The following is a 25,446-nucleotide window of genomic DNA, read 5'->3' as shown; positions in this document are numbered from 1 at the left end:
GCTCCCTGTTAGAATTTATAGCCACGGTGCAGGGCGACAATCCCACCGGTCATATTGTAATAGGTGGTGTTTTCAAACCCGGCTTCTTCCATCATGCCTTTCAGCGTTTCCTGATCCGGGTGCATGCGAATGGATTCTGCCAGGTAGCGATAGCTTTCGCCGTCCTGAGCGACCATTTCACCGATGCGCGGCAGAATGTGGAACGAATACGCGTCGTAGGCTTTGTTCAGCGGCTCGAAAGCTGGTTTGGAGAACTCAAGCACCAGCAGGCGGCCACCGGGTTTGAGAACGCGGAACATAGAGCGCAATGCAGCGTCTTTATCCGTGACGTTACGCAGGCCAAAGGAGATGGTGATGCAGTCAAAGGTGTTGTCCGGGAATGGCAGCGCTTCGGCGTTAGCCTGCACGTATCTGACGTTCCCCACAATGCCGATATTGCGCAGCTTTTCACGCCCCATTTTCAGCATCGAATCGTTAATATCGGCCAATACGACTTCACCGGTCTCACCAACCAGGCGAGAGAATTTCGCCGTCAGATCGCCCGTACCGCCCGCAAGATCCAGCACGCGCTGGCCACGACGTACGCCACTGCAGTCTATCGTGTAGCGTTTCCACAATCTGTGGATACCAAAAGACATCAGGTCGTTCATTACGTCGTATTTCGCCGCAACAGAGTGGAACACGTTCGCCACCATATCGACCTTTTGCTCTTTAGCTACGGTACGGAAGCCAAAGTGCGTTGTTTCCTGGGATCCGGACTCCTGGGATTCATCAACCATCTCAATGCCTGCTTAATAAAGAAAATGTTCGGGAAGTGTAACAGAATGGGCGTGAAAGCCCTATGATTCAACCGTGCTACTCAGCCTCAGTTTAACGCTCTTCACCCGTGCGCGATGAAGACAAAGTATCGAATTCAGCCTCAGGTTCTTCGCCCGCATGGCCCAGTCGAGCCGAATCATCCTCATCTTCCTGACGAGCGCGCTCGACCAGATCTGGATTCATCTCACGTTTGACTTCTACGCCAAGTCCGCGAAACGCATCCGCCTGAACCAGGATATTCCCACGGCCGGATGAAAGTTTTTTCATCGCCTGCCGGTAGTTATCCTGCGCCTTATCGAGACTTTGCCCAATCGCAGACATATCATCCACGAACAGGCGCATTTTATCGTACAGGCGCCCCGCCCTGTCGGCGATTTGCTGGGCGTTACGGCTTTGATGTTCATAGCGCCACAGATTGGCAATAGTGCGCAGCGCCACCAGCAGCGTCGTCGGGCTCACCAGCATAATGTTATTTTTCAGCGCTTCGCTAATCAGTTCAGGCTGCCTGTCGATAGCCAGCAGGAAAGCGGGCTCAACGGGAATAAACATCAACACATAGTCCAGCGAACGTAGCCCCGGTAGCTGTTGGTAATCTTTGCGCCCCAGCAGGCGAATATGGCTGCGGATAGCGGTGATGTGCTCATTCAGCGCACTTTCACGCGTGAGTTCATCTTCACCATTGAAGTAACGCTCATAGGCCACCAGCGTCATTTTTGCATCAATAACAACGTCTTTGCCCTGAGGCAGGCGGACGATAACATCCGGCTGCATACGACTGTTGTTTTCAAGCTGGATGTTCACCTGAGTCTGGTATTCATGCCCTTCACGCAGGCCAGAAGCTTCCAATACCCGAGTTAACACCACTTCCCCCCAGTTACCCTGGGTTTTGTTGTCGCCCTTCAGTGCTTTGGTGAGATTGAGCGCCTCTTGCGCCATTTGTGCATTGAGCTGCTGAAGGTTACGGATTTCGTGCGTCAACGTATGCCGTTCGCGTGCTTCCTGGCCAAAACTCTCCTGGACCTGGCGTCGGAAGCCATCGAGCTGTTCACGAAGTGGGGAAAGCAACACGTTAAGGCTTTGGCGGTTCTGCTCTTCAACCTTACGCCCGCTTTGCTCAAAAATACGGTGGGCCAGATTCTCAAACTGCTCGTTCAGGCGCTGCTCGCTGTTAAGCATTTGGCGATGCTTGTCTTCAGCATTGAGCCGGGTTTGCTCGAGCAACGTGGTCAGCTCACGAATATCTGCTTCCTGCCCGCTGTTAATTTCCATTTGAGCACGGACCTCACGGTTAAGCTGGTCGCACTCATCTCGCCAGTGCTGGTTTTGCTGAAGCTCCTGCCGCGCGGCTGTAAGCTCACCGTAGATTTCACGCTGTTCTTCATGCAAAGCCGCCAACCGCTGCGCCGCACGCAGACTGGCGACAAGCCAGCCGGTCAGCAAGCCCACCAACCCGATGCCCAGCCCAAACAACAGTGAAATATCCATGCTTCCCCCAAAACGATACCAACATCGGCAAAATAAAATTCTGCTGTATAAATGTCCAGATGAAAAGGGATTTTCCGGAAGGGAGCGCGCAAAGCATAAAAAAAGCCGGCGAGCGCCGGCCTTATGATCGGAAAAGCAAAACTACAGCAGGCGACGCGCCGCCTCGACCACGATTTTCACCGCGTGACTTTCCGTTTTCTTCATGGTTTCCGCGTTAGGGATCTCTTGCTGAGTACGGTTCACGATGACCCCGGCAACCATACCCGCACGCAGACCCTGGCTGGAGCACATGGTCAGCAGCGTGGCGGATTCCATTTCATAGTTCATCACGCCCATTTCCTGCCACTCTTTCATTGAGCCTTTGAAGCGGCTAACTACGCGGCCGGAGAGCGTGTCGTAACGCTCCTGACCAGGGTAGAAGGTGTCGGAGGATGCCGTCACGCCGATGTGCGTCGTTGCGCCCACGGCTTTTGCCGCTTCAACCAGCGCGGTAGTACATGCGAAGTCTGCCACAGCCGGGTATTCCATTGGCGCGAAGTGCAGGCTGGCACCATCCAGGCGAACAGATGCGGTGGTCACGAGCACATCGCCGACGTTGATGTTCGGCTGAATCGCCCCGGTAGTCCCGACGCGCAGGAAAGTGCGAATGCCAAGCTGTGCCAGTTCTTCAACGGCAATAGAGGTAGATGGGCCGCCGATACCGGTAGAACAGATGATAACCGGCTTGCCGTCGAGTTCAGCACGCCAGGAAGTGAATTCACGGTGGGAAGCCAGCTTAACCGGCTTGTCCATCAGCGCGGCGATTTTTTCCACACGCTCAGGATCGCCAGGGACGATGGCAAGCGTAGCCCCTTGCAGGTCATTTTTAGTGAGGCCGAGATGGAAAACATCAGACTTGGACATAACAGACTCCTCTGTTGAGTAGGTTTCAGGAGAAGCAAAGCGACACTTTACAGAACCCCTGAGCATAATTTCGTGATGACGCTCACTTTGGATGAAACAAGTTACATTATTTGTATATTCATATGCGATCAGCATCACAATTAAGCGTCAATCGGGCTATTTTTTGAACTTTGACGGCGTTTTTTGCCCGCCAGATTTGCTACTAATCCTGGCTATAGTTATCACACTGCGCTAATGCTGGTTCGGAGAAAACCATGAAACAAAAGCAAACAACACATAACACACCGGGCGAAGGTTTCGCACCGGCGGCATCCCCCATCGCCCCCACCGCTTTGCTAACGCCGGACGACACTATTCTTTCTGGGGAAACGTCAATTCCAAGCCAGGGCGACAATATGCCGGCTTACCACGCCAGGCCCAAAAATGCCGATGGCCCGCTGCCGGTCGTGATTGTCATTCAGGAGATATTTGGCGTTCACGAACATATCCGCGATCTCTGCCGTCGACTGGCGCTTGAAGGCTATCTGGCCATCGCCCCGGAGCTTTATTTTCGCCAGGGAGAACCGGGAGATTTTGCCGATATCCCCACGTTGTTAAGCGGCCTGGTCTCAAAAGTGCCGGATAACCAGGTGCTGGGCGACCTTGATCATGTGGCCAGTTGGGCTTCACGCAACGGCGGCGATGCGCATCGCCTGATGGTCACCGGTTTTTGCTGGGGCGGGCGAATTGCCTGGCTTTATGCGGCGCACAATCCACAGCTGAAAGCGGCCGTCGCCTGGTACGGCAAGCTGACGGGTGAGAAAACGTTGAACTCTCATCACCACCCGGTAGATATCGCCGTCAATCTTAATGCGCCAGTGCTAGGCCTTTATGGTGGTCAGGATACCGGGATTTCTCAGGAAAGCGTTGAGACCATGCGCCAGGCACTAAGAGCGGCCAATGCCAGGGCGGAAATTATTGTCTACCCGGAAGCCGGGCACGCTTTTAACGCTGACTACCGCCCGAGCTACCATGAAGCGTCGGCCAAAGATGGCTGGGAAAGGATGCTGGCGTGGTTTAAACGGTACGGAGTAAGGAAGTAAAGCCGGTCGGTTACCCCGGACTGCATAACATAACGGGCCGTCCGTCACGGCCCGTTATATCCCTGACATCTAAAAATCGTATTCGTTAATCACATCAAGAATACTTTTTTCATTATGGTAGCGAATTCTCAAAGCACCCTGCTGCGATTTTGCTTTACCACAGATAACATTAACCTGTTTTTCAATATCCTTTTGCTGCTCTTTTGGCAAGCTCGAATCCCATTCACCAGATAAATGCTGGCAGTCATCTGCATTTATTAGAAACTCAGTAACGTCTTTTGGATATTTATCCGCAGCCTGAGCGCAGGAAACCAAAAAGAATAGCGCACAGAAAATTAGGCTTTTATTCATTTTATCGACCATCCGTTGACCAATGAGGTTTATCGTTAGCACCGCCGTGATACTTTATCACATCAAAGCTTTTCCCTACTTCATGTAATTGAGCATTCATGCCATCACGGGGCATTGTTTTGATAATAACAGTCTCACCTTTATTATCTTTAATTTCCAGGTTACCCATCCACGACAGCGTCATATCAATAGCATTGCCTTCCGTATGTCGGCTCCTTAACGCCGGAGCAACGTTGAGATTGGACATGCCATAAGCCCGGACCATCGCTTTTGCCGCATTAATGCTTTTATTTCTGTCAGCCTTTCCGTTCGCACCATTATGCACCCATTCAATTTCCACACCCGATTTTTCAGGAATATTGGCGGGTTCAACTATGCCTCGTGCCAGCTTCCAGGACCAGTGCATTAAATATGCCCTTTCCGGCGGACGTAACGTCGCCGAAATAGTTACCCTGACGCCAGCATCTTCAAGGCTTTTTAGAAAATTATTAACATTTGCCCGGAATATTGGACTCAGGGTTTGCGTGTCACTACTTCCCTGGAATCGACTAACCCAGCTTTCACCGCTTAGCTGCTTCATAAGTATCCTTTTATTTCACAAAAAAAGACAAACTGCGCAGTAAGCTTCTCAAGAAAAAATTCAGCGTGACAAGGTGAATGTTGGATAAATACGACTTTCAGAAAAGAGTAAGGGCATTATTCCTGGCATTAGCATGCATTAGCGAACAGGGAGATGAGGGCGTGATTTTAACTGTGTGAAAAACGGAGGCTCTCACCTCCGTTTTAGTATTAAGCCTCGCGCAGATTCTGGGCCGCTTGCACCATGTTTGCCAGCGCCGCACGGGTTTCTGGCCAGCCACGGGTTTTCAGGCCGCAGTCCGGGTTAACCCACAGGCGCTCTGCCGGAACAGATTCCGCCGCTTTCTTGAGCAGGGCTTCAATCCATTGCACATCCGGAACGTTTGGAGAGTGGATGTCGTACACGCCCGGCCCGATTTCATTCGGGTATTCGAACTCTTTAAACGCCTCCAGCAGATCCATATCGGAACGGGAAGTTTCGATGGTGATCACGTCCGCATCCAGCGCCGCAATGGAGTCCATGATGTCGTTGAACTCGCAGTAGCACATGTGGGTATGGATTTGGGTGTCATCTCGCACCACGGCGGCGTTCAGACGGAAGGCCTCCACGCCCCACTCCAGATAAGCCTGCCAGTCGGACTGGCGCAGCGGCAAACCTTCACGCAGGGCGGGTTCATCAATCTGGATGATACCGATACCTGCGGCTTCCAGATCCGCTACTTCGTCACGCAGGGCCAGCGCAATCTGCTTCGCGATAGTCTCCCGGGAAACATCTTCACGCGGGAAGGACCAGCAAAGAATCGTCACCGGACCGGTCAGCATGCCTTTAACCGGTTTGTCGGTCAGGGACTGCGCGTATTTGGCCCACTCAACGGTGATCGGCTCCGGACGGCTGATATCACCGATAACAATCGGGGGTTTCACGCAGCGGGAACCGTAGCTCTGCACCCAGCCGTTCTGAGTAAAGACGAAGCCATCCAGATGTTCGCCGAAATACTCAACCATGTCGTTACGCTCAGCTTCGCCATGCACCAACACGTCAAGGCCCAGACGTTCCTGCTCAACAATCGCCTGCTTAATGTGTTCGGCGATACCGGTGCGATAGTTGCTCGCGTCCAGCTTGCCTTTTTTGAAGTCCAGGCGCAGGCCGCGAATTTCAGTTGTTTGCGGGAAGGAGCCAATGGTCGTTGTTGGCCAGGCCGGCAGGTTGAAGCGTTCACGCTGGGCTGCTGCACGGGCAGTGTAAGCATTCTGGCGCTGGCTGTCCTGGGCGGTAATTTTAGCCAGACGCTCGCTGACAGCGGCATTGTGTACACGTTTGGACTGACGACGAGCCTGAATCGGGGCGCTCCATTCAGCAATTTTGGCGGTATTCCCACTGTTTAATGCTTCAGTCAGTAAGGACAGCTCAGCACACTTCTGCAGGGCAAAAGCAAACCAGCTTTTAACTTCGGCATCCAGGCGAGTTTCTACGCTCAGGTCAATTGGGCTATGCAGCAGGGAGCAGGAAGATGCCACCCACAGCTCACGTTGACCCACCAGGTCTTTTAACTGAGCATATTTCTCCGTCAGATCGGCACGCCAGACGTTACGGCCGTTGATAACACCCGCCGACAACAACCAGTTTGCAGGCAGTTTCTTATGGATGTCATTCACGTCATCTTTGCCATGTACAAAATCAACGTGCAGACCCTGCACCGGCAGCGCGGTGATGGTGTTCAGGTTTGGCCCCACGCCTTCGAAGTAGGTGGTAAGCAGCAGCTTCACCTGGCCGGTCAGCGCGTCGTAAGCGGGTTTGAAGGCATCCAGCCATGCTTTTGGCAGCTCCAGCACCAGCGCAGGCTCATCGATTTGTACCCACTCAACGCCACGCTTCGCCAATTCGGCCAGCACCTGCTGGTAGACCGGCAAAATATCTTTCAACAGGCTCAGGCGATCAAACTGTTCGCCTTTCACTTTGCCCAGCCACAGGTAAGTCACTGGCCCAAGCAGGACAGGTTTCACCTTATGGCCCAGCGCAAGCGCCTCGTCGACTTCTTCCAGCAGCTGAGTCCAGGTCAGTTTGAACTGCTGCCCCTTAGTAAATTCCGGCACCATGTAGTGGTAGTTGGTATTGAACCATTTGGTCATTTCTGCGGCAGCAGCAGGCTCGCCGGTTGGTGCCCGGCCACGGCCGATGCGAAACAGCGTATCGATATCGACGCTGCCGTCTTTGTTCTGATGACGAGCCGGTACGTTACCGAGCAGCAGGCTGGTGGTCAGAACATGGTCGTACCAGGCGAAATCGCCCACCGGCAGTAATTCGACGCCGGCTTGTTTTTGTTGGTCCCAGTGGCGGGCACGCAGTTCGCGGCCAACCGCCAGTAATTCTTCGCGGGAGGTATTCCCTGCCCAGTAGCTTTCTTGTGCTTTTTTCAACTCGCGCTTAAGGCCGACGCGAGGGAACCCCAGGGTGTGATTATGGATTGTCATGGTCTTTCCTCTATTCGGTGCGATGTATTTAGCCATCCAGATGTTTACACTTCTATAATCAGCAGGTACTGTATAATCCTCAAGCGCAATTTGTTCATGCCGAAGTGAAGGACTTTCATGATCGAGATTAAACACCTGCGGACGCTGCAAGCGTTACGACACAGCGGTTCGCTGGCCGCCGCTGCTGCCGCCCTGCATCAGACTCAGTCGGCCCTCTCTCACCAGTTCAGCGATCTGGAGCAGCGGCTCGGCTTCCGCCTGTTTATCCGTAAAAGTCAGCCACTTCGCTTTACGCCGCAGGGGGAGATCCTGCTGCAGCTGGCGGAACAAGTGTTGCCGCAGATTGGCCGCGCCCTGCAGGCCTGCAATGAGCCGCATCAAACCCGGCTGCGCATTGCGATTGAGTGCCACAGCTGCATTCAGTGGCTGACGCCTGCGCTGGAAAATTTCCGCCAGCACTGGCCGCAGGTGGAGATGGACTTTAAATCCGGCGTTACGTTTGATCCGCAGCCTGCGCTGCAGCAGGGCGAGCTGGATATCGTTCTGACATCGGATATTTTGCCGCGCAGCGGGCTACATTATTCGCCGATGTTTGATTTTGAAGTGCGCCTGGTGATGGCGACCGACCACCCATTGGCGAAGAAAGAGAGCATTGAGCCTGAAGATTTAACGCTTGAAACGCTGCTTATTTACCCGGTACAGCGTGAGCGTATGGATATCTGGCGTCATTTCCTGCAACCAGCAGGAGTTAGCCCGTCGCTGAAAAACGTCGATAACACGCTGCTGCTGATTCAGATGGTATCGGCGCGAATGGGGATTGCCGCCCTGCCGCATTGGGTGGTGGAAAGTTTTGAGCACCAGGGCCTGATTGTGACCAGAACCCTGGGTGAAGGTTTATGGAGCCGCCTCTACGCCGCGGTACGTGACGGCGAACAGCGCCAGCCGGTGACCGAGGCTTTTATTCGCTCGACGCGCCAGCACGCCTGCGACCATTTACCGTTTGTGAAGAACGCGGAGCGACCCATCGGCGATGTACCCACAGCGAGGCCATTATCACCGTTCCCCCAATAATAAAGCTCGGCCAGTGGGGCTGCTCCTGCCAGATGGCAAGATTCACCAGCAGCCCGGCCGGGACGTGCACGTTGTTCATGATGCCGAGCGTGCCGGCGTCCACCTGAGTTGCACCGTAGTTCCACATAAAATAACCCAACCCGGAAGCGACAACGCCAAGCCAGACCAAAATCCCCCACTGTAGCGTCGTGGTGGGGAGTTTCTGCGGATTGCCAAGCGCAAACCAGGCAACAACGGCGACAATAAACGCCCCCAGATAGAACCACGAAAACGCGCAGTGCTGCGGCATCGGGTGCGTTTCCATCAGGCGCTTGTAGCCCACCATGCCGATAGCGAAGCAGATGTTCGCCCCCTGCACCAGCAGCAGGCCGATCCAGAAGTGATCGCTGACTTTATCGTAACGAATAATCGCCGCGCCAATCACCGCCAGCCCCGCACTCAGCGCATAGCCCCAGCGCAGTTTATTGCCGCTCAGCAGGTCGTAAATCAGCGTGACGTACAGCGGCGTCATTACCGTGAAAAGCAGGAATTCGGATACCGTGAGATAGAGGTAAGCGCGGAAGCTGAAGAGGTACATCACGCCCAGCTGTAGCGCGCCCACCAGCATGTACAGCAGCAGGGTTTTGAGCGGGTAGCCTTTAAAACGCAGGAACGGCAGAAACACCAGCGCCGCCAGGCCAACGCGCATCAGCACCGAGAAATAGCTGTCCACATGCCCGGCGAGGTACTCCCCAATCAGGCTAAACGAGAAGGCCCACAGAATCGTGGTAATGATGAGTAATGGCACAATGAGCAATCCACAACGAACAAGATTGCGCCATTGTACTGAGAGGAGGCTACATCGGCTTAACTATTTAGTTGACGAGTGGGCACTTATTAACCACTCGTCATTTGCCGATCACTCAGTCTTGAGGAACAGCTTACGCAGATAATGCGGCACGGCGTTGTCGCCGTTGGTGCCAATCACTTCCAGCTCCGGCAACAGATCTTTCAGGCGCTGGTGAGCGTTGCCCATGATGCAGCCCTTACCGGCCATGCTCAGCATCTCGGCGTCGTTCATGCCGTCGCCAAAGGCAATGCAATCCTTCAGGCCGTAACCCATCGCTTTCGAGACCGCTTCCAGCGCGTGCCCTTTGGAAACACCGCCCGCCATCACTTCCAGGCAGGTCAGCGTCGAGAAGCTGACGTTCACGCGGTCACCCCAGCGGGCGTTGATCGCCTGTTCCAGCGGCAGCAGCGTGTCGTGATCGTCGCAGGTAAAGAATACTTTGCTGACGCCGTCGGCTTCCAGCAGGCCCGGTTCAAACAGGGTGTAGCTGAATTTTGCTTCCTGGAAATACTTCATCTCTTCCGGGCGGTGGCGGTTCATAAACCACTCGTCGCCTTTGTAGACGTTGGTCACGATGTCCGGGTTGTTATGCACCACGCCAAACAAGTCCTGAGCGATGTCGTGGTCGAGATCGTGAGAGAAGAACAGGTTGCCGTCGGTATCGTGCACGCGAGCGCCGTTCGAGGTGATCATGTACGCCTTGATCTCAAGATTGTCGCGAATTTGCGCCACATCGATATGGTGACGGCCGGTGGCAAAAACAAAGTTAACGCCTTCAGCGGTGAGCAGTTTTAACGTTTCTTTCGCGTAAGCGGAGAGGAAATGATCGGGAGACAGCAAGGTGCCATCTAAATCTGAAGCAACGACGTGGTACATAGGGATATTCAGCCTCTGGAGAGATATTTTCAATTAGTTATGCCGGTCGAAAAACTCAAGCACGGCAGACAATGCTCTGGCTCGCATAGCGTCCTTCTCAAACAGGATCTCGTGATACGCGCCTTCAATGACGTAAGGTGTTTCCCCCTCACAAGGGTGGCCCGCCGCGGCCATAATTTCGCAGAATTGCTGGTGCGCGCGGTTATCGACCACTCGCTCCTCTTCCGCCTGGAGTAAAAAGATCGGCGTGGTGATGGCAGTGGCTCCTGCTAACACCTTTTCTCCGGCGAGGATCCCTTCTCGTACCCAATGGAACGTTGGCCCGCCCACCCGTAATGCTGGCTCATCAGCATAAAAACGCAGGCTGCGGCGGTACCGCTCTTCGCTGTGGGTCAGGACGTTAACGCTAAACGGCAGTGCGCGCCAGCGGCCCGTCCCAATGGCGTATCCTTCCCGAATACGTGGATGCCCTTCGGCCCAGTCAAGAATATGACGCACCATCCATTCCGGCCAGCGCAGGATAATACCAAACATCGGGGCGCAGAGCGCGACCGCATCAAAAGCGCCCGGGGCTTGCTGTAACCATAACGCGGCAATGGCGCCGCCCATCGAATGGGCCAACAGGTAGCGTTTACGCCAGTGCCCTGACGCCACTTCCTGCTGGTAAAAATGGTCAAAATCTTCGACATAGTCACTAAAGTTGACGACGTGGCCACGGTGGGTGTCCGACAGCATGCGTCCTGAACGCCCCTGCCCGCGGTGGTCGATGATCAACACATCAAACCCGCTGTGGAACAGGTCATACGCCAGCTCAGCATATTTCACGTAGCTTTCTATTCTACCAGGGCAGACCACAATCACGCGATCGTGCTGCGGTGAACAGAAGCGAACGTAGCGAACCGGCACGTCGTCCACGCCGGTAAATTCGCGCTCTTCCCGCTTGCGCCAGAAGTCCGTCAGTGGGCCCGTGGCAAAAGCAGCAAATGCGCCTTCGCGTTCTAACCATCCATTTTTATGCTGAGACATAGGGGTCGGCATCAGGTATCTGTGGTTTTTTTATGGCCCGTGGCACGCTTATCAACAATAGCGTATTGTGGCATAAAAGCGCGCGTTCAGGGAGTTTCGCATGACCTTCGAGTGGTGGTTTACCTATCTGCTAACCACAATAATTCTTAGCCTTTCCCCCGGCTCTGGTGCCATCAATACCATGACTACCGCTATCAGCCACGGCTATCGCGGTGCGGCAGCGTCAATTACCGGACTGCAAACCGGGCTGGCGCTGCATATTGTGCTGGTCGGCGTTGGGCTTGGGGCCCTGTTTTCACGCTCGCTGCTGGCCTTTGAAGTGCTGAAGTGGGCGGGCGTTGCCTATCTTATCTGGCTGGGCATCCAGCAATGGAGAGCCGCTGGTGCACTGGACTTAAACACGCTGGCCACCACGCAACCGCGCAGCAAACTGTTCAAGCGAGCGGTGTTTGTTAACCTGACCAACCCGAAGAGCATCGTGTTTCTGGCCGCGCTGTTCCCGCAGTTTATCGTCCCGCATCAGCCCCAGGCGATGCAGTACGTTGTGCTCGGTGTTACCACAGTCGTCGTCGATATTATTGTGATGATTGGCTATGCGACCCTGGCCAAACGGATTGCCGCCTGGATTAAAGGGCCGCGCCAGATGAAAGCCCTGAACCGGGTCTTTGGCTCGCTGTTTATGCTGGTTGGCGCGCTGCTTGCGGGAGCGCGCCAAGCCTGATTATCGGGAGATGATCAGGTGAATACCAAACCCGGTGAACAGAGCGCCAGCCATACCGTCTATCCATTTGGCGAGGCGCTGATAGCCGCGACGCATTTTTGGTAAGGCGAACAGGCTCGCCACGATAGTGAACCAGGCGAAGGTTTCAATCGCGATCAGCACAAACAGGCCCCAGCGCTCGGCGCTGCCCACGTTGTCGCCAACAAAAAGCGAGAACACGCTGCCGAAGTAGATAATCGCTTTCGGGTTAGCCAGGTTCGTCAGCAGCCCTTTCACAAAGCTCTTCCCACCGCTCGCCAGCTCGACTTTTGGCGCTTCTTCGCTTTTAACTTCTTTCTTGAATGCGCCGCGCAGCATCTGATAGCCCATCCAGCATAGATACAGCCCGCCGCCGACCATGATGATGTTATGCAGCCAGGCCATTTTTTCGAGGATAAGATGCAGGCCTAGCAGCGCCACGCCTGCCCAAACCATGACGCCAGCGGTGATCCCCAGCACGCCCATCATCGCCTCTTTGCGAGAGCGGCTTACGGCAGTCTGGGAAACAAAGAAAAAGTCAGGCCCCGGGCTCATCAGGGCAACGATGTGCACCAGCGCCACGGTCAGAAATAGCATTAACATAGGGAATAGCTCGCGTGCAGATAATTCGAAGAGTCATTATCCTGCCACTTTTCTTCGCGGCAGGCTACTCTTCATCCACGCCGTCAACGTGGTCGCGGATAAGCGTCATAAACGGGCGGCCAAAGCGCTCAAGTTTGCGCGTCCCCACCCCGTTAATGCCCAGCATCTCGCCGGGCGACAGCGGCATCTGTTCCGCCATTTCAATCAGCGTCGCATCGTTGAATACCACATAAGGCGGGATGTTTTCTTCATCCGCGATGGATTTGCGCAGTTTTCTTAGTTTGGCGAACAGCTTGCGATCGTAATTACCGCCAAAGACTTTCTGACTGGCGCGCGGCTTGATGGCGACAACACGGGGCACCGCCAGCATCAGCGGCTCTTCACCACGCAGGTAAGGACGTGCCGCTTCCGTGAGCTGCAGCGCTGAGTGCGCGGCGATATTTTGCGTCACCACGCCGAGGTGAATGAGCTGGCGGATCACGCTGACCCAGTGCTCCGTCGTGTGCTCGCGGCCCTCGCCGTAAATTTTCAGTTTGTCGTGGCCGAGATCGCGAATTCGCTGGTTGTTGGCCCCCCGTAGAACCTCAACCACGTAGCCCATCCCAAAGCGCTGGCCGACGCGGTAAATGCAGGACAGCGCTTTTTGCGCGTCCATCAGACCGTCATAGCGACGAGGCGGGTCGAGGCAGATATCACAGTTGCCGCAGGACTGCTGGCGGCCTTCGCCGAAGTAGTTCAGCAGCACGAGACGGCGGCAGGTTTGCGCTTCGGCAAACGCACCCATGGCGTTGAGCTTATGGCGCTCGATATCCTGCAGCTGTCCCGGTGCTTTTTCTTCAAGGCATTTACGCAGCCAGGCCATATCCGCCGGATCGTAAAACAGCATCGCTTCCGCAGGCAGGCCATCGCGCCCGGCGCGGCCCGTTTCCTGATAGTAAGATTCAATGTTGCGGGGGATATCGAAGTGGGCGACAAAACGCACGTTCGGCTTGTTGATGCCCATGCCAAAAGCGACGGTCGCGACCACGATTTGCAGATCGTCACGCTGGAATTTCTCCTGCACGTCACCGCGCACCTGATGCTCCAGGCCCGCGTGATAAGCGCCGGCGCTGATGCCTTTGCTTTGCAGTCGGGCGGCAATGTCTTCCACTTTCGCCCGGCTGTTGCAGTAAATAATCCCGGACTTACCGCGCTGTTCCTGAATATAGCGGGTGAGCTGATCGAGCGGCTTAAACTTCTCCATCAGCATGTAGCGAATGTTCGGCCGGTCGAAGCTGCTGATTTGGATAAACGGATCGTGGAGTCCCAACAGGCGCACGATATCGAGCCTGGTGGTGTCGTCCGCCGTGGCCGTTAATGCAACAAAGGGGACGGCAGGCAATCTTTCGCGAAGCTGACCAAGGGCGGCATATTCCGGGCGGAAGTCGTGCCCCCACTGCGAAATACAGTGGGCTTCGTCCACCGCCACCATCGAAAGCTGCCAGTTGCTGAGATGGTCAATAAAATTGTCCATCATCAGGCGTTCAGGCGCGATATACAGCAGACGAATTTGCCCGGTACGGCAGCCGGTCATCACCTCCAGCTGCTGTTCACGGGTTTGGGTCGAGTTAAGACAGGCCGCCGCCACGCCGTTCGCCAGCAGCTGATCGACCTGGTCTTTCATCAGGGAAATCAGCGGGGAAACCACCACGGTCAGACCGCCAAATACCAGGGCAGGAATCTGATAGCACAGGGATTTACCACCGCCGGTTGGCATCACTACCAGGCAGTCACGCCCCTCCAGCACCGTGTCGATGATGGTTTCCTGACCCGGACGGAACTGTTGGTACCCAAAGATATCCTGCAGAACCTGTCTCGCCAGCGACGCCTGATTGATTACTTCCGCCTGTGCCACGCTATCCCCACTACCTAAAATTCAGGCGCCATTTTCAGCGCCTGGAAGAGAAACTGCAATGCTTTAGAAAAGATCGTTTAGCATAACGCCTACGCCAACCCGTGTCTGGTTAAAGTTGTAATCGATGAGCGATTCACCGTAGCCGCTATAGACCTGGGTATAGAAGCGAACGTTTTTCGAGATCGGGTAACTCACGCCAAATTCTGCCCCACCGTAGCCACTATTCCAGTTGTATTGCCCCTTCACGCTGAAAATCGCATCGCCCAGCGCATAGCCCACCTTAAGCTGGTAGTAGCCCATATATTTGGTGATGTCCGGGTTGTCCTCTACGCTCCCCACTACGTACCAGGGTTTGACTTCCACCTGCCAGTCGCCGTGTTGTGCCATCAGGCGGGTGTACAGGCGGTTCCAGCCGCGCGAGGTTGGGTCAGAACGACCGTTTGAATCGTGGTTATAGCCAAACTCGACGTCCCGCAATGTCCAGCCCGCAAACGTTGCTTCCGTTGCGAAACCGAGGAATAGCTGAGGCTCATAGTTGGTTTCACGAAACGGGGAGGATTCATTGCGATTGGAAAGCTGCCACCAGGATTTCTGGGTATAGGAGGCGGCCAGCACGGAGTTATCCCCCAGAATTCCGCGCCAAAGCGGGAAGGCCAGGCTGAGCTGGAACTTCACCTCATCTTTGCGCGCATTGCTGGCCCAGTCATAAGAGCTGATTGCCTCTTTGTTCATATCGCTGGTCCAGGTGTACAGCAGGTAATTCGTGTCGTACGGGTACAACGTGAAAGGGTTGTCGTGTTCCTGCAGCAGATTGGCAATGATGCTGCCTCGCACCGCGGGCTTGTCGTGAATCTTATCGATGGTGGTTTCTTGTGCGAAGGCGGTCAAGGGCAGCATCGCGGCTACTCCCCACCCCAAAGGTTTCAGCATTAGTCCCGTTCTCCATAACAAAAAGTGTCTAAATATTTATTGCCAAACATTTTACCGCAGGATGGACCAAAGCACGTCTCTACGGTTCTGAAAGTGGAAAGCAACAATTGAGAAGCATAAACTACACACTTTGTTAACTTATTCGTTATTTGTTCGAGGAATGAACGATGTCTTCCCCCGCATTGACCACAGAAGCCGCCCTCAAGCTGGTGGGCGAAATCTTCGTGTATCACATGCCGTTTAACCGCGCGCTTGGCCTGGAGCTGGAGCGCTATGAAAAAGCGTTCGCCCAGCTGAGCTTTAATAATCAGCCGATGATGGTGGGCAACTGGGCACAAAGCATCTTGCACGGCGGCGTTATTGCCTCCGCGCTGGACGTGGCGGCTGGCCTGGTCTGCGTAGGCAGTACGCTGACTCGCCACGACACCATCACCGAAGACGAGCTTCGTCAACGTCTGTCCAAAATGGGCACCATCGATTTGCGCGTGGATTATCTGCGTCCGGGCCGCGGAGAGCGCTTCACGGCCAGCAGCAGCCTGTTGCGCGCCGGTAACAAAGTTGCGGTAGCGCGAGTAGAGCTGCATAACCAGGACCAACTGCACATTGCCAGCGCAACGGCTACCTACATGGTAGGGTAAGGATGTAAACCCTGTTATTATTTGCTCACTATTTTTTTGCTGAGTTTTCTTCATGGATCCGAAACAGACACGTCAGGGGATCTTGCTTGCCCTGACGGCCTACTTTATCTGGGGCATCGCGCCGGTATATTTCAAACTGATTCACTACGTACCGGCGACAGAAATTTTGACCCACCGCGTTATCTGGTCATTCTTCTTTATGCTGGCGCTGATCACTGTCTGCCGCCAGTGGCCGCAGGTGAAACGCTCCTGCCAGAACCGTAAAAAGATCCTCGCGCTGGCGTTAAGCGCCGTGTTGATTGGCGGTAACTGGCTGCTTTATATCTGGGCAGTGAATAATCAGCACATGCTGGAAGCCAGCCTGGGTTACTTTATTAATCCACTGGTGAACGTGCTGCTGGGGATGCTCTTTTTGGGTGAACGCTTCCGGCGGATGCAGTGGGTCGCTGTCTTGCTGGCCTTCTGTGGCGTGCTGGTTCAGCTCTGGACTTTCGGTTCGCTGCCGATCATCGGCCTGGGTCTGGCCTTCAGCTTCGCTTTCTATGGCCTTATCCGCAAAAAGATTGCCGTAGATGCACAAACCGGGATGCTGTTTGAAACGCTGTGGCTGCTGCCGATCGCGGGCATTTACCTGTTTGGCATCGCCGACAGTGCCACCAGCCATATGGGGATGAACCCGTGGACGCTGAACCTGATGCTTATTGCCGCCGGGGTGATCACCACGGTGCCGCTGCTTTGCTTTACTGCCGCCGCGACCCGCTTGCGCCTTTCCACGCTGGGCTTCTTCCAGTATCTGGGGCCGACGCTGATGTTCCTGCTGGCGGTGACGTTCTACGGCGAAGTGGTAACTGAAGATAAGCTGATTACTTTTGGCTTTATCTGGGCGGCGCTGGCGCTGTTTATTGCCGATGCGATTTATACCCAGCGGCGTCTGCGTAAGGTATAAAATACGCTAACCGTTATAGGCTCAATTTTTTTAGTAATGTGCCTGTGAAGCAGCAGGCACAAATCAATATACGGAGTAGTGACGTAGAAGCATTCATGTTAGTGTAAAAAATCAATGGATTAATAATATTTAAGGACAATGGATGTTTTCATCATCGAGTGATTTTTATATATTCCTTGCAGTTATAGCAATTATCTATACAACTCCTTTTATTTATACACCAATCACTATTTACGGCGCACTTAAGAAAAAAGAACAAATTACATTCATCAAAATAATATTATCTGCCAATGTTTTAATAATAGTTAACATACTCTATTATTTTTTCTCACCAAATATTTTGCCCTATAGCTCCCATACGATTTTTTTTATCACCATGAGTCTGATAACTTTCCTTCCAGCCTCTTTGTCATTGTTAATTAACCTACCCAAAAAAGTTGACATTTATACGTACATAATACTGTTCAGATTATCACTTTGTGTATATAATTTTTATTGCTTTTCAGAAAAATTAAAGCAAGATCACCGCGCAATGATTTTTTCTGCGTTGGAACAAGGGAATATAAAAAAACTTCAGCAAGTATTTAATGATGAATGCTCAAATAATAGTATCACTTTTGATTATCTATACGAAATGGCTGAGGTTGAAACTTATCCTGCAAAATCGTTTACCTTTATGCTGGACTGTATGGCTGGAAGCACCGAGACGAAATATGTCCCATTTCAGTTTATAATCTTTTACAAAAACGCATTACTTCGTGAAAATACAAACACAGCACTATTAAACCTACTCTACGCTGATTATTATCATAAACTCAATGAAAGTGATAAAAATAATCTTGTAGAAGAAATCACTTCCGAAATAAACAACCGCTATTCAGCTAAAAATACATGGTTCGTAGAGCGCTTTAACTTCCTTATCAAAAAACATCCAGAATTAACTAACTACATAAAAATAGATGAGCAAGATATCATAAACGCAATAGATTACGGCAATATAACCTTTATTAATTACGCCCTCCCATATCATTCTACTAAAAATGAAAATCTGCTTTTGGCAACAAGTGTCTTAAGCCATGCAGATGAAAAAATCATGAAAAAGATTGAGGAAAATAAAAACTTTCTAAATATCGAGCTGTTGAGCTCAGATCATCACGTTTGGAGGAACAGTAAAATAGATCTATTAAGCTATATATTCAGATATGGCTCAGAAAATTTAATCATTTGGTTACTCGCCCGAGGGATGGACGACACGGCCACATTTGATTATCAGGAGAGTTATGTCAACTCTACTAATGATCAAAAGGAATACTCCTGTAGAAATTACCTGATGGATCACATTCGTGACAATCCCGAAATAAGTCATGAAAATAAATGGTCAATTCGCACAGTACTAGAGCTGAGAAGCAACTGCCCCTCAAGATAATCGCAGAGACAAGATAATAAATGCTATCGACAGATGCGGCCTTCAGGATGAAAGCCGCAACCGGTTTAAAGCCAGTTCTTACGCTTAAAATAGAGATAGGGCGCTAAGCCCGCGAGCATCATAAAGATGATCGCACCGGGGTAACCAAAGCTCCACTTCAGCTCAGGCATAAACTCGAAGTTCATCCCGTAGCTGGACGCCACCAGCGTTGGCGGCAGGAAAACAACCGAAACCACAGAGAAGATTTTGATGATGCGGTTCTGCTCGATATTGATGAAGCCCATCGCCGCCTGCATCAGGAAGTTCACCTTCTGGAACAGAGATTCGTTATGCGGCAGCAGGGATTCGATATCTCGCAGGATTTCGCGAGCCTGCTCCAGCTGGCTGCCCGGCAAACGTGCCTTACGCACCAGGAAATTCAGCGCGCGCTGGGTATCCATCAGGCACAGACGAACCTTCCAGCCGATATCTTCCAGCTCCGCCAGCGTCGAAAGCGCGGCGTCGTATTCGTCGCCCTGATGCCCTTCCATGATCACACGGCTAAGCTGTTCCAGATCGCTATAAATGTTTTCGATTTCATCCGCCAGCTGTTCGATTTTGGTTTCAAACAGATCCAGCAGCAGCTCCCACGCGTTGCCGTCCGCCATGGACTGATTGCGGGCGCGCATGCGGTAAAGGCGAAACGCAGGTAGCTCACGTTCACGCAGCGTGTACAAGCGGCCTTCACGAATGGTAAAAGCGACCGTGCTGTTACCGGCGTGGTCATCGGCATCTTCAAAGAAGAAAAAGGAGTGGATGTGAAGGCCGTCTTCGTCCTCAAAAAAACGCGCGGACGCTTCGATGTCTTCCAGCTCTGGTCGGGTTGCCAGGCTTTGACCAAGTTCCGTTTGCACTCGCTCTCGCTCGCTCTCTTCCGGCTCGACGAGATCGACCCATACCGAATTGGCAAGGGTATCCGTCTCGTCCAGCTCAATGCGGGCAAGGCGATTATTTTCCAGTTGAAATGCGCTCAGCATGACCGGGACTCCCAATGCAAAAAAAGATCAGGGACAATTCGGTTGGCACACAGACAGAAACAATAGAGGTTTCAGACCATTAAACAGTCTGACTCAAGGGGCGACGGAATGAAAATACACGAGGTCGCTGACAACCACGAAGGCTATCAGCATCAGAGGATAGCCTTAGAAGTTGTACCTGGATGACAGGTTATTGAGCCAGCATCTACTGGGTGTGTCCAAGGCGAGTGTCCTCTTAGCGTATTCGTGCGCGCATGTTACGCCACCACTAATATGGCGTCAACACGCAACGGGACACGGCTGAACAAGTTCATGCCAGTGACATATTAAGGGTAGCCCACGCACTAAAAATTGTAATTAGTTTCTGTAGGTTACACGGTTTCCAGGCGCGCATAAGCGGCAACTAACCACTTGATTCCCTGCCCCTGGAATGCCACCTGCAGGCGGCTGTGCTCCCCGCTGCCTTCCAGGTTCACAATGGTCCCTTCGCCGAACTTAGGATGACGCACGCGCTGCCCCAGGCTAAAGCCAGAATCGTTCTGGGCGAGAGGAGTCCCCATCCGCTGATGGCTGACCGGACGGCTGATACTTGCGCGCAGGCGAACTTCTTCCACGCAGTTTTCGGGCAGCTCGCCGATAAAGCGAGACGGACGATGGTAGGCTTCTTTCCCATACAGGCGGCGCGTTTCCGCATAGGTCAGCGTCAGCTTTTGCATTGCGCGGGTTACGCCCACGTAGGCCAGACGGCGCTCTTCTTCCAGGCGCCCACCCTCGTCGAGGGACATCTGGCTCGGGAACATGCCTTCCTCCATCCCCACGATAAATACCTGTGGGAACTCCAGACCTTTGGCCGAGTGCAGCGTCATGAGTTGCACGGCATCCTGCCAGGTATCTGCCTGGCCTTCCCCCGCTTCCAGCGCGGCATGGGAGAGAAACGCCTGCAGCGGCATCAGATCTTCGTCTTCGTCGTTGTAGCTGAACTGGCGCGTGGCCGTCACCAGCTCTTCTAAGTTCTCAATTCGGGTCTGGCCTTTCTCGCCTTTCTCCTGCTCATACATGATGAACAGGCCTGAATCTTTAATTACCCGGTCGGTCTGGACGTGCAACGGCATATCCGCAGTTTCATGGGCGAGCGCGTCAATCAGCTCCATAAAGCGCTGCAGCGCGGAGGCCGCACGACCAGCCAGTGCTTTTTCCTGCAGCAGCAGGCGGCAAGATTGCCACAGCGTTAGCTGCTGGTCACGCGCGGTCTGACGCACGACGTCGAGCGTGCGGTCACCGATACCGCGGGTTGGCGTATTCACCACGCGTTCAAAGGCAGCATCGTCGTTGCGGTTGGCCATCAGGCGTAGATAGGAGAGCGCGTCTTTGATTTCCTGACGTTCGAAGAAGCGCATCCCGCCGTAAATACGATACGGCATACTGCCCTGCAGCAGCGCCTCTTCCAGCACGCGCGACTGGGCGTTACTGCGGTACAGAATGGCACATTGCTCCAGCGCACCGCCGTTTTCCTGCCAGGTTTTAATGCGGTTAACCACGAAACGGGCTTCGTCCAGTTCGTTGAAAGCGCAATAGATTGAGATAGGTTCGCCGTCGCTGCCGTCGGTCCACAGCTCTTTACCAAGGCGGCCAGAGTTATTGGCAATCAGGGCGTTGGCCGCGTTCAGAATGTTGTTCGTCGAGCGGTAGTTTTGCTCCAGACGAATCGTTTGTGCCCCCGGGAAGTCATTCAGGAAGCGCTGGATATTTTCAACCTGCGCCCCGCGCCAGCCGTAGATCGACTGGTCATCATCGCCGACGATCATCACTTTGCCGGTGTCCCCGGCCAGCAGGCGGATCCACGCATACTGAATGCTGTTGGTGTCCTGGAATTCGTCCACCAGGATGTTGGTGAAACGCTCGCGATAGTGATTCAGGATATGTGGTTTGTTCAGCCACAGTTCGTGGGCGCGCAGCAACAGCTCAGCAAAATCCACCAGCCCGGCGCGGTCGCAGGCTTCCTGATAGGCCTGGTATACCTTCTGCCAGGTTTGCTCCACTGGGTTACCGTAGCTTTCAACGTGATGCGGACGCAAGCCCTCGTCTTTTTTGCCGTTGATGTACCACATCGCCTGGCGCGGCGGCCACTGCTTCTCGTCCAGGTTCATCGCTTTAATCAGGCGCTTCAGCAGGCGCAGTTGATCTTCGCTGTCGAGGATTTGAAAGTCCTGCGGCAGATTGGCGTCCATATGGTGCGCGCGCAGCAGACGGTGTGCCAGGCCGTGGAAGGTACCCACCCACATCCCGCCCTGGCTGGTGCCCATCAGTTGACCGATGCGGTGGCGCATTTCCGCCGCCGCTTTGTTGGTAAAGGTCACCGCCATGATCGAGTAAGGCGAGCAGTTTTCGACCGTCATCAACCACGCAATGCGGTGCACAAGCACACGTGTCTTACCACTGCCCGCCCCGGCCAGCACCAGCATATTGCTGCGCGTGGCGGCAACCGCTTCGCGCTGTTTGTCGTTGAGGCTGTCGAGCAGGTAAGAAACGTCCATTGGCACCGCCGAAAAAGAGAAAGAGTTGGCTCAGCCAACTACTGGAAATTTGTACAGAGTTGCTGCTGATTATATCAGCGCGGTGAGGGATGCCAACCGCGAAATCTCCAGATGCGGCAACAAACGGCTGTCATCTATCCGCATCAGGTCGCCTTCGCGCAGGTTAATCCAGCAGGCCTGCATTCCGCAGCGCACGGCACCGGCCACATCGGTGGTCAGGTCATCGCCGACATGCAGGATATGCTCCAGCGGCACACCTAAACGCTGCGCAGCGGTATGATACATATCGCTGAAAGGTTTAGCCCGCCCGTCCGGCCCGGCCCGCAGGATGAATTCGAAGTAGTTATCCAGCCCGAAGAGGTGCGGCTCTGCGTTACCGTTGGTGATCGCCACCAGCGGCCATTTTTTAGCAAGCTTTGCCAGCGTGTCGTGCGTTTCCTGTGGGATGTCGATGCGGCTGCGCCATTTTGCGAAGTTCTCCATGGCGGCACCGGCACCGGTAAAGGCCTCTTCCGCACTAAGTCCGGCATCCAGCATCATTTGCTCGACGGCACGGCGACGCCATTCGGTGACATCATGATAAATGTCCGGCTCTTTCACGCGAAGCGCTTCACGGCTGCGGTGAAAATCCAGGGCAGTAAACGCGCTGAGCTTTGGGTGATAATTCTGCACAAAGGCCAGCGACTCCTGAGTGGTGCGCAGGATCACCGGATGGTTATCATAAAGCGTATCGTCGAGATCGAATGTCAGAGCAGCAATTTGCCCGAGCGGGCGGTAAAAATGCATTACGATTTCCCCCGTTTGGCGCGTGGATGCGCGGCATCATACACCGAGGCTAAATGTTGAAAGTCGAGATGGGTATAGATTTGCGTAGTGGACAGGTTAGCGTGCCCAAGCAGTTCCTGAACGGCGCGCAAATCGCCGCTGGATTCCAGCATGTGGGTAGCAAACGAGTGACGCAGCTTATGGGGATGCACATGGCTGCTTAGCCCCTGCTTGATACCCCATTCGCCAAACCGCTTTTGCACATTGCGGGCGGATATTCGCTTTCCCGTCTTCGCCAGAAATAACGCATCGTCGTCCGGGCCAAAAAGTTCGCGCAAATCCAGCCAGTGTTCAACCCAGATCACTGCGCTCCGGCCAACGGGTACGCGGCGCTCTTTGCTCCCTTTCCCCATCACCCAGACCTCTCCGGTAGAAAGATCTATATGACCACAGTTCATGTTCACCAGTTCGGAAAGACGCAGGCCAGCGCCGTACATCACTTCCAGCATTGCCCGATCGCGCACGGCCAGCGGATCGTTCAGATCGATATCCAGCAGATGGTTCACATCATCAACTTCGATGTTTTTAGGCAAATGTCGACCGGCTTTTGGCGTGGTGATGCCTTTGGCGGGATTCGCTTTCAGCTCTCCCTGGCTAACCATCCAGTCAAAAAAGCTGCGTAGTGCCGAAAGTCTTAACGCGAGGCTGGAGGCCTGTAGGCCTGCCTTGCGGCTACGCACGGCCAGTGAACGCACGGCGGCGGCATCGCATTGCTGCCAACTGGTGAGCTTCATCTCTTCGGCAATGTGAATAATCGCCGTGAGCTGGCGCTGGTAGTTCAGGAGAGTGAGCGGGCTGAGCTGACGCTCAACCTTGAGGTATCGCAGAAAACCATCAACGTGAGATGTTAATACGGAAGTGGTCATGCCCGTTCAATCCAACGCTCCAGCAAGTCTGGCAGCATCAGCGCCAGCTCGTGCAGCAGCTGCGTGCCCTGCCCCTGTTGATAATGTTGCGGGTCGCGGCTGCTGAACAACAGAACGCCAAGATCGCCCTCGTTGCCCATCAGCGACAGGGCAACGGAACCAATGGCTTTTGCCTGCGGCAAGACCAACAAAAGTTCCGGGCCATTAAGCGGGCCGAGGTAGTGCTGGCTTTCGCCAAGACGCTGAATACGCAGCGGCTCAAAAGCCTGGCGGTTCAGCGCGAGATGCGTGAAGTCTGACGGAGCGCCGATACGCCAGCGGTCAGCAAAAAGCCGGATGTTCGCCCCGGCAAGACCCATGTCCCGCGCCCAGCGATGCAGCCGGTTCAGCATTTCCTGCAGGCTGGAAGCCGAAGCCAGTCGCCCCTGAAGCTTCAGTAGCCGATAGAACAGACCTTCGTTGGCGCTCGCCTGCTCCATCAGCAGCGTCATGTTCTCTTCGAGGTGGTTGATGTGGTTACGGCTGCGGGCCATATGCCACTCCACCAGCGAAACGCTGCCGCGCACCGGGTGAGGAACCTGCATGCTCTCCACCTGGTGGGCATTGCGAATAAAGAAATCAGGGTTGCGCTGTAAGTATTCGGCAACCGCGACATCGTTAAGCTCAAGAAGGGCTTCTTGCTGTTCCTCGGCATTCTTCATAGATGTATAAATCCATCATAGACGTGGGCCGCCGGGCCGGTCATGTAAAGCGGTGACCCTGGCCCTTTCCAGGCGATATCAAGACGGCCGCCAGGTAGCTCAACGCGTACCTGCTCCGCCAGTAATCCTTGTTGAATTCCAACCGCCACTGCGCCACAGGCGCCGCTGCCGCAGGCTTGAGTTTCGCCCGCACCGCGTTCGTAAACGCGCAGGCGAATGTGTTCGCGGCTCACCACCTGCATGAAGCCGATGTTGGCTCGCTCAGGGAAGCGTTCATGGCTTTCCATCACTGGGCCCAGGCTTTCAACCGCGGCGGTTTCGATGTCATCGACCTGAATAACGCAATGCGGGTTCCCCATTGAAACGACGCCGCACATAATGGTTTGTTCGGCGGCACGCATAATATAGGTCTTTTCTGCTTTGTTTGCCCGGAACGGCACCTGGGACGGTTCGAAGTTAGGCTCGCCCATATTGACGCGAACCATCTCATCCTCCGTCACGCTCAGTACCATTCTGCCATTGGCGGTACTGACGCGAATTTCACGCTTATTGGTCAGCCCTTTCAGGCGCACAAAGCGGGCAAAACAGCGCGCGCCGTTACCACACTGGGAAACTTCACTGCCATCGGCGTTAAAGATCCGGTAATGAAAGTCGAGATCGGGATCGTAGGGAGGCTCAACGATCAGCAACTGATCGAAGCCGACGCCAAGATGACGATCCGCAAGCCGACGGATCAGCTCCGGAGAGAAATAAACATTCTGCGTCACCGCGTCGACGACCATAAAGTCATTACCAAGGCCATGCATTTTAGAGAACTGCATCTTCTGCTCCATTA

General features: G+C 54.0%; 25 protein-coding genes. 6 read left to right on the top strand and 19 right to left on the bottom strand.

Annotation, left to right across the window (positions count from 1 at the left end; genetic code table 11):
• Positions 1-8 precede the first annotated feature (8 nt).
• From ubiE to udp, 3 genes are all read right to left on the bottom strand, one after another.
• Positions 9-779, bottom strand: coding sequence for a bifunctional demethylmenaquinone methyltransferase/2-methoxy-6-polyprenyl-1,4-benzoquinol methylase UbiE (gene ubiE / locus AAIE02_RS15105; RefSeq protein ID WP_008455469.1), 771 nt, complete (start codon positions 777-779; stop codon positions 9-11).
• A 91-nt stretch (positions 780-870) separates the two neighbouring features.
• Positions 871-2,304 carry a DNA recombination protein RmuC gene (gene rmuC / locus AAIE02_RS15100; RefSeq protein ID WP_008455472.1) on the bottom strand — a complete coding sequence of 478 codons (1,434 nt, stop codon included), beginning with the start codon at positions 2,302-2,304 and terminating at the stop codon, positions 871-873.
• A gap of 141 nt (positions 2,305-2,445) precedes the next feature.
• Positions 2,446-3,207: a uridine phosphorylase gene (gene udp, locus AAIE02_RS15095; RefSeq protein WP_008455474.1), complete on the bottom strand. Its 762-nt coding sequence runs from the start codon at positions 3,205-3,207 to the stop codon at positions 2,446-2,448.
• A gap of 254 nt (positions 3,208-3,461) precedes the next feature.
• Here udp and AAIE02_RS15090 point away from each other — a divergent pair, with 254 nt between their 5' ends.
• The gene (locus AAIE02_RS15090; RefSeq protein WP_312746720.1) at positions 3,462-4,289 is read left to right on the top strand and encodes a dienelactone hydrolase family protein; all 828 of its coding nucleotides are present in this window, start codon (positions 3,462-3,464) and stop codon (positions 4,287-4,289) included.
• Positions 4,290-4,358: 69 nt separating this feature from the next.
• Here the strand turns inward: AAIE02_RS15090 and AAIE02_RS15085 are convergent, their stop codons facing one another.
• From AAIE02_RS15085 to metE, 3 genes are all read right to left on the bottom strand, one after another.
• Entirely contained in the window at positions 4,359-4,640 is a 282-nt protein-coding gene (locus AAIE02_RS15085; RefSeq protein ID WP_336983885.1) for a hypothetical protein, read from the bottom strand.
• A gap of 1 nt (position 4,641) precedes the next feature.
• Entirely contained in the window at positions 4,642-5,220 is a 579-nt protein-coding gene (locus AAIE02_RS15080) for a peptidoglycan-binding domain-containing protein (RefSeq protein ID WP_498532836.1), read from the bottom strand.
• 209 nt (positions 5,221-5,429) lie between these two features.
• A complete protein-coding gene (gene metE, locus AAIE02_RS15075; RefSeq protein ID WP_498532835.1) occupies positions 5,430-7,691 on the bottom strand; it encodes a 5-methyltetrahydropteroyltriglutamate--homocysteine S-methyltransferase in 2,262 nt (753 codons plus the stop codon).
• Positions 7,692-7,808: 117 nt separating this feature from the next.
• Between metE and metR the strand changes: the two genes are divergently transcribed.
• Positions 7,809-8,762 carry an HTH-type transcriptional regulator MetR gene (gene metR, locus AAIE02_RS15070; protein WP_008455485.1) on the top strand — a complete coding sequence of 318 codons (954 nt, stop codon included), beginning with the start codon at positions 7,809-7,811 and terminating at the stop codon, positions 8,760-8,762.
• Here the strand turns inward: metR and AAIE02_RS15065 are convergent.
• The 3 genes from AAIE02_RS15065 to pldB all read right to left on the bottom strand — a co-directional run bounded on the left by AAIE02_RS15065 (position 8,650) and on the right by pldB (position 11,493).
• Positions 8,650-9,549 carry a carboxylate/amino acid/amine transporter gene (locus tag AAIE02_RS15065; RefSeq protein WP_166879503.1) on the bottom strand — a complete coding sequence of 300 codons (900 nt, stop codon included), beginning with the start codon at positions 9,547-9,549 and terminating at the stop codon, positions 8,650-8,652. The genes metR and AAIE02_RS15065 overlap by 113 nt on opposite strands.
• A gap of 111 nt (positions 9,550-9,660) precedes the next feature.
• A complete protein-coding gene (yigL, locus tag AAIE02_RS15060; RefSeq protein WP_008455489.1) occupies positions 9,661-10,467 on the bottom strand; it encodes a sugar/pyridoxal phosphate phosphatase YigL in 807 nt (268 codons plus the stop codon).
• 33 nt (positions 10,468-10,500) lie between these two features.
• Positions 10,501-11,493, bottom strand: a complete 993-nt coding sequence (gene pldB, locus AAIE02_RS15055) for a lysophospholipase L2 (protein WP_166995885.1) — start codon at positions 11,491-11,493, stop codon at positions 10,501-10,503.
• A gap of 100 nt (positions 11,494-11,593) precedes the next feature.
• Here pldB and rhtB point away from each other — a divergent pair, with 100 nt between their 5' ends.
• Positions 11,594-12,214, top strand: coding sequence for a homoserine/homoserine lactone efflux protein (gene rhtB, locus AAIE02_RS15050; RefSeq protein ID WP_008455495.1), 621 nt, complete (start codon positions 11,594-11,596; stop codon positions 12,212-12,214).
• Here rhtB and rhtC read toward each other — a convergent pair whose 3' ends face one another.
• From rhtC to pldA, 3 genes are all read right to left on the bottom strand, one after another.
• Positions 12,215-12,835: a threonine export protein RhtC gene (rhtC, locus tag AAIE02_RS15045; RefSeq protein ID WP_166879511.1), complete on the bottom strand. Its 621-nt coding sequence runs from the start codon at positions 12,833-12,835 to the stop codon at positions 12,215-12,217. It lies immediately after the preceding gene.
• Positions 12,836-12,899: 64 nt separating this feature from the next.
• Positions 12,900-14,729: an ATP-dependent DNA helicase RecQ gene (gene recQ / locus AAIE02_RS15040; protein ID WP_498532834.1), complete on the bottom strand. Its 1,830-nt coding sequence runs from the start codon at positions 14,727-14,729 to the stop codon at positions 12,900-12,902.
• 63 nt (positions 14,730-14,792) lie between these two features.
• A complete protein-coding gene (gene pldA, locus AAIE02_RS15035; RefSeq protein WP_034807964.1) occupies positions 14,793-15,659 on the bottom strand; it encodes a phospholipase A in 867 nt (288 codons plus the stop codon).
• A gap of 167 nt (positions 15,660-15,826) precedes the next feature.
• Between pldA and yigI the strand changes: the two genes are divergently transcribed.
• The 3 genes from yigI to AAIE02_RS15020 all read left to right on the top strand — a co-directional run bounded on the left by yigI (position 15,827) and on the right by AAIE02_RS15020 (position 18,669).
• Positions 15,827-16,297, top strand: a complete 471-nt coding sequence (gene yigI, locus AAIE02_RS15030) for an acyl-CoA thioesterase YigI (RefSeq protein WP_498532833.1) — start codon at positions 15,827-15,829, stop codon at positions 16,295-16,297.
• Between the two features lie 52 nt (positions 16,298-16,349).
• On the top strand, positions 16,350-17,243 hold the full coding sequence (gene rarD / locus AAIE02_RS15025; RefSeq protein WP_008455504.1) for an EamA family transporter RarD: 894 nt from the start codon (positions 16,350-16,352) through the stop codon (positions 17,241-17,243).
• A 142-nt stretch (positions 17,244-17,385) separates the two neighbouring features.
• Positions 17,386-18,669, top strand: coding sequence for a hypothetical protein (locus AAIE02_RS15020; protein WP_498532832.1), 1,284 nt, complete (start codon positions 17,386-17,388; stop codon positions 18,667-18,669).
• A 65-nt stretch (positions 18,670-18,734) separates the two neighbouring features.
• On the opposite strand, the gene corA is transcribed toward AAIE02_RS15020, so the two are convergent.
• From corA to dapF, 7 genes are all read right to left on the bottom strand, one after another.
• Positions 18,735-19,685 carry a magnesium/cobalt transporter CorA gene (gene corA / locus AAIE02_RS15015; RefSeq protein WP_039289228.1) on the bottom strand — a complete coding sequence of 317 codons (951 nt, stop codon included), beginning with the start codon at positions 19,683-19,685 and terminating at the stop codon, positions 18,735-18,737.
• A 165-nt stretch (positions 19,686-19,850) separates the two neighbouring features.
• Positions 19,851-19,907, bottom strand: a complete 57-nt coding sequence (gene ysgD / locus AAIE02_RS15010) for a YsgD/CorL family protein (protein ID WP_353591484.1) — start codon at positions 19,905-19,907, stop codon at positions 19,851-19,853.
• A gap of 149 nt (positions 19,908-20,056) precedes the next feature.
• Positions 20,057-22,219 carry a DNA helicase II gene (uvrD, locus tag AAIE02_RS15005; protein ID WP_008455510.1) on the bottom strand — a complete coding sequence of 721 codons (2,163 nt, stop codon included), beginning with the start codon at positions 22,217-22,219 and terminating at the stop codon, positions 20,057-20,059.
• A 69-nt stretch (positions 22,220-22,288) separates the two neighbouring features.
• Entirely contained in the window at positions 22,289-23,005 is a 717-nt protein-coding gene (gene yigB / locus AAIE02_RS15000; protein WP_498532831.1) for a 5-amino-6-(5-phospho-D-ribitylamino)uracil phosphatase YigB, read from the bottom strand.
• On the bottom strand, positions 23,005-23,910 hold the full coding sequence (xerC, locus tag AAIE02_RS14995; protein WP_498532830.1) for a tyrosine recombinase XerC: 906 nt from the start codon (positions 23,908-23,910) through the stop codon (positions 23,005-23,007). The genes yigB and xerC overlap by 1 nt, the downstream gene beginning before the upstream one ends.
• Complete coding sequence (locus tag AAIE02_RS14990; RefSeq protein WP_008455517.1) at positions 23,907-24,611, bottom strand: DUF484 domain-containing protein; 705 nt, start codon at positions 24,609-24,611, stop codon at positions 23,907-23,909. Before AAIE02_RS14990 ends, xerC begins: the two co-directional genes overlap by 4 nt.
• Entirely contained in the window at positions 24,608-25,432 is an 825-nt protein-coding gene (dapF, locus tag AAIE02_RS14985) for a diaminopimelate epimerase (protein ID WP_061277805.1), read from the bottom strand. The genes AAIE02_RS14990 and dapF overlap by 4 nt, the downstream gene beginning before the upstream one ends.
• Between the last annotated feature and the right edge of the window lie 14 nt (positions 25,433-25,446).

Source organism: Cedecea sp. Ae19-4 (assembly GCF_059801165.1).
This window is presented reverse-complemented; position numbering and strand designations above follow the sequence as displayed.

Bases quoted from the DNA above. Each gene is read 5' to 3' on its own strand.
- ubiE (WP_008455469.1), bottom strand. From the start codon at position 779: ATGGTTGATGAATCCCAGGAGTCCGGATCCCAGGAAACAACGCACTTT.
- rmuC (WP_008455472.1), bottom strand. From the start codon at position 2,304: ATGGATATTTCACTGTTGTTTGGGCTGGGCATCGGGTTGGTGGGCTTG.
- udp (WP_008455474.1), bottom strand. From the start codon at position 3,207: ATGTCCAAGTCTGATGTTTTCCATCTCGGCCTCACTAAAAATGACCTG.
- AAIE02_RS15090 (WP_312746720.1), top strand. From the start codon at position 3,462: ATGAAACAAAAGCAAACAACACATAACACACCGGGCGAAGGTTTCGCA.
- AAIE02_RS15085 (WP_336983885.1), bottom strand. From the start codon at position 4,640: ATGAATAAAAGCCTAATTTTCTGTGCGCTATTCTTTTTGGTTTCCTGC.
- AAIE02_RS15080 (WP_498532836.1), bottom strand. From the start codon at position 5,220: ATGAAGCAGCTAAGCGGTGAAAGCTGGGTTAGTCGATTCCAGGGAAGT.
- metE (WP_498532835.1), bottom strand. From the start codon at position 7,691: ATGACAATCCATAATCACACCCTGGGGTTCCCTCGCGTCGGCCTTAAG.
- metR (WP_008455485.1), top strand. From the start codon at position 7,809: ATGATCGAGATTAAACACCTGCGGACGCTGCAAGCGTTACGACACAGC.
- yigL (WP_008455489.1), bottom strand. From the start codon at position 10,467: ATGTACCACGTCGTTGCTTCAGATTTAGATGGCACCTTGCTGTCTCCC.
- pldB (WP_166995885.1), bottom strand. From the start codon at position 11,493: ATGTCTCAGCATAAAAATGGATGGTTAGAACGCGAAGGCGCATTTGCT.
- rhtB (WP_008455495.1), top strand. From the start codon at position 11,594: ATGACCTTCGAGTGGTGGTTTACCTATCTGCTAACCACAATAATTCTT.
- rhtC (WP_166879511.1), bottom strand. From the start codon at position 12,835: ATGTTAATGCTATTTCTGACCGTGGCGCTGGTGCACATCGTTGCCCTG.
- pldA (WP_034807964.1), bottom strand. From the start codon at position 15,659: ATGCTGAAACCTTTGGGGTGGGGAGTAGCCGCGATGCTGCCCTTGACC.
- yigI (WP_498532833.1), top strand. From the start codon at position 15,827: ATGTCTTCCCCCGCATTGACCACAGAAGCCGCCCTCAAGCTGGTGGGC.
- rarD (WP_008455504.1), top strand. From the start codon at position 16,350: ATGGATCCGAAACAGACACGTCAGGGGATCTTGCTTGCCCTGACGGCC.
- AAIE02_RS15020 (WP_498532832.1), top strand. From the start codon at position 17,386: ATGTTTTCATCATCGAGTGATTTTTATATATTCCTTGCAGTTATAGCA.
- corA (WP_039289228.1), bottom strand. From the start codon at position 19,685: ATGCTGAGCGCATTTCAACTGGAAAATAATCGCCTTGCCCGCATTGAG.
- uvrD (WP_008455510.1), bottom strand. From the start codon at position 22,219: ATGGACGTTTCTTACCTGCTCGACAGCCTCAACGACAAACAGCGCGAA.
- yigB (WP_498532831.1), bottom strand. From the start codon at position 23,005: ATGCATTTTTACCGCCCGCTCGGGCAAATTGCTGCTCTGACATTCGAT.
- xerC (WP_498532830.1), bottom strand. From the start codon at position 23,910: ATGACCACTTCCGTATTAACATCTCACGTTGATGGTTTTCTGCGATAC.
- AAIE02_RS14990 (WP_008455517.1), bottom strand. From the start codon at position 24,611: ATGAAGAATGCCGAGGAACAGCAAGAAGCCCTTCTTGAGCTTAACGAT.
- dapF (WP_061277805.1), bottom strand. From the start codon at position 25,432: ATGCAGTTCTCTAAAATGCATGGCCTTGGTAATGACTTTATGGTCGTC.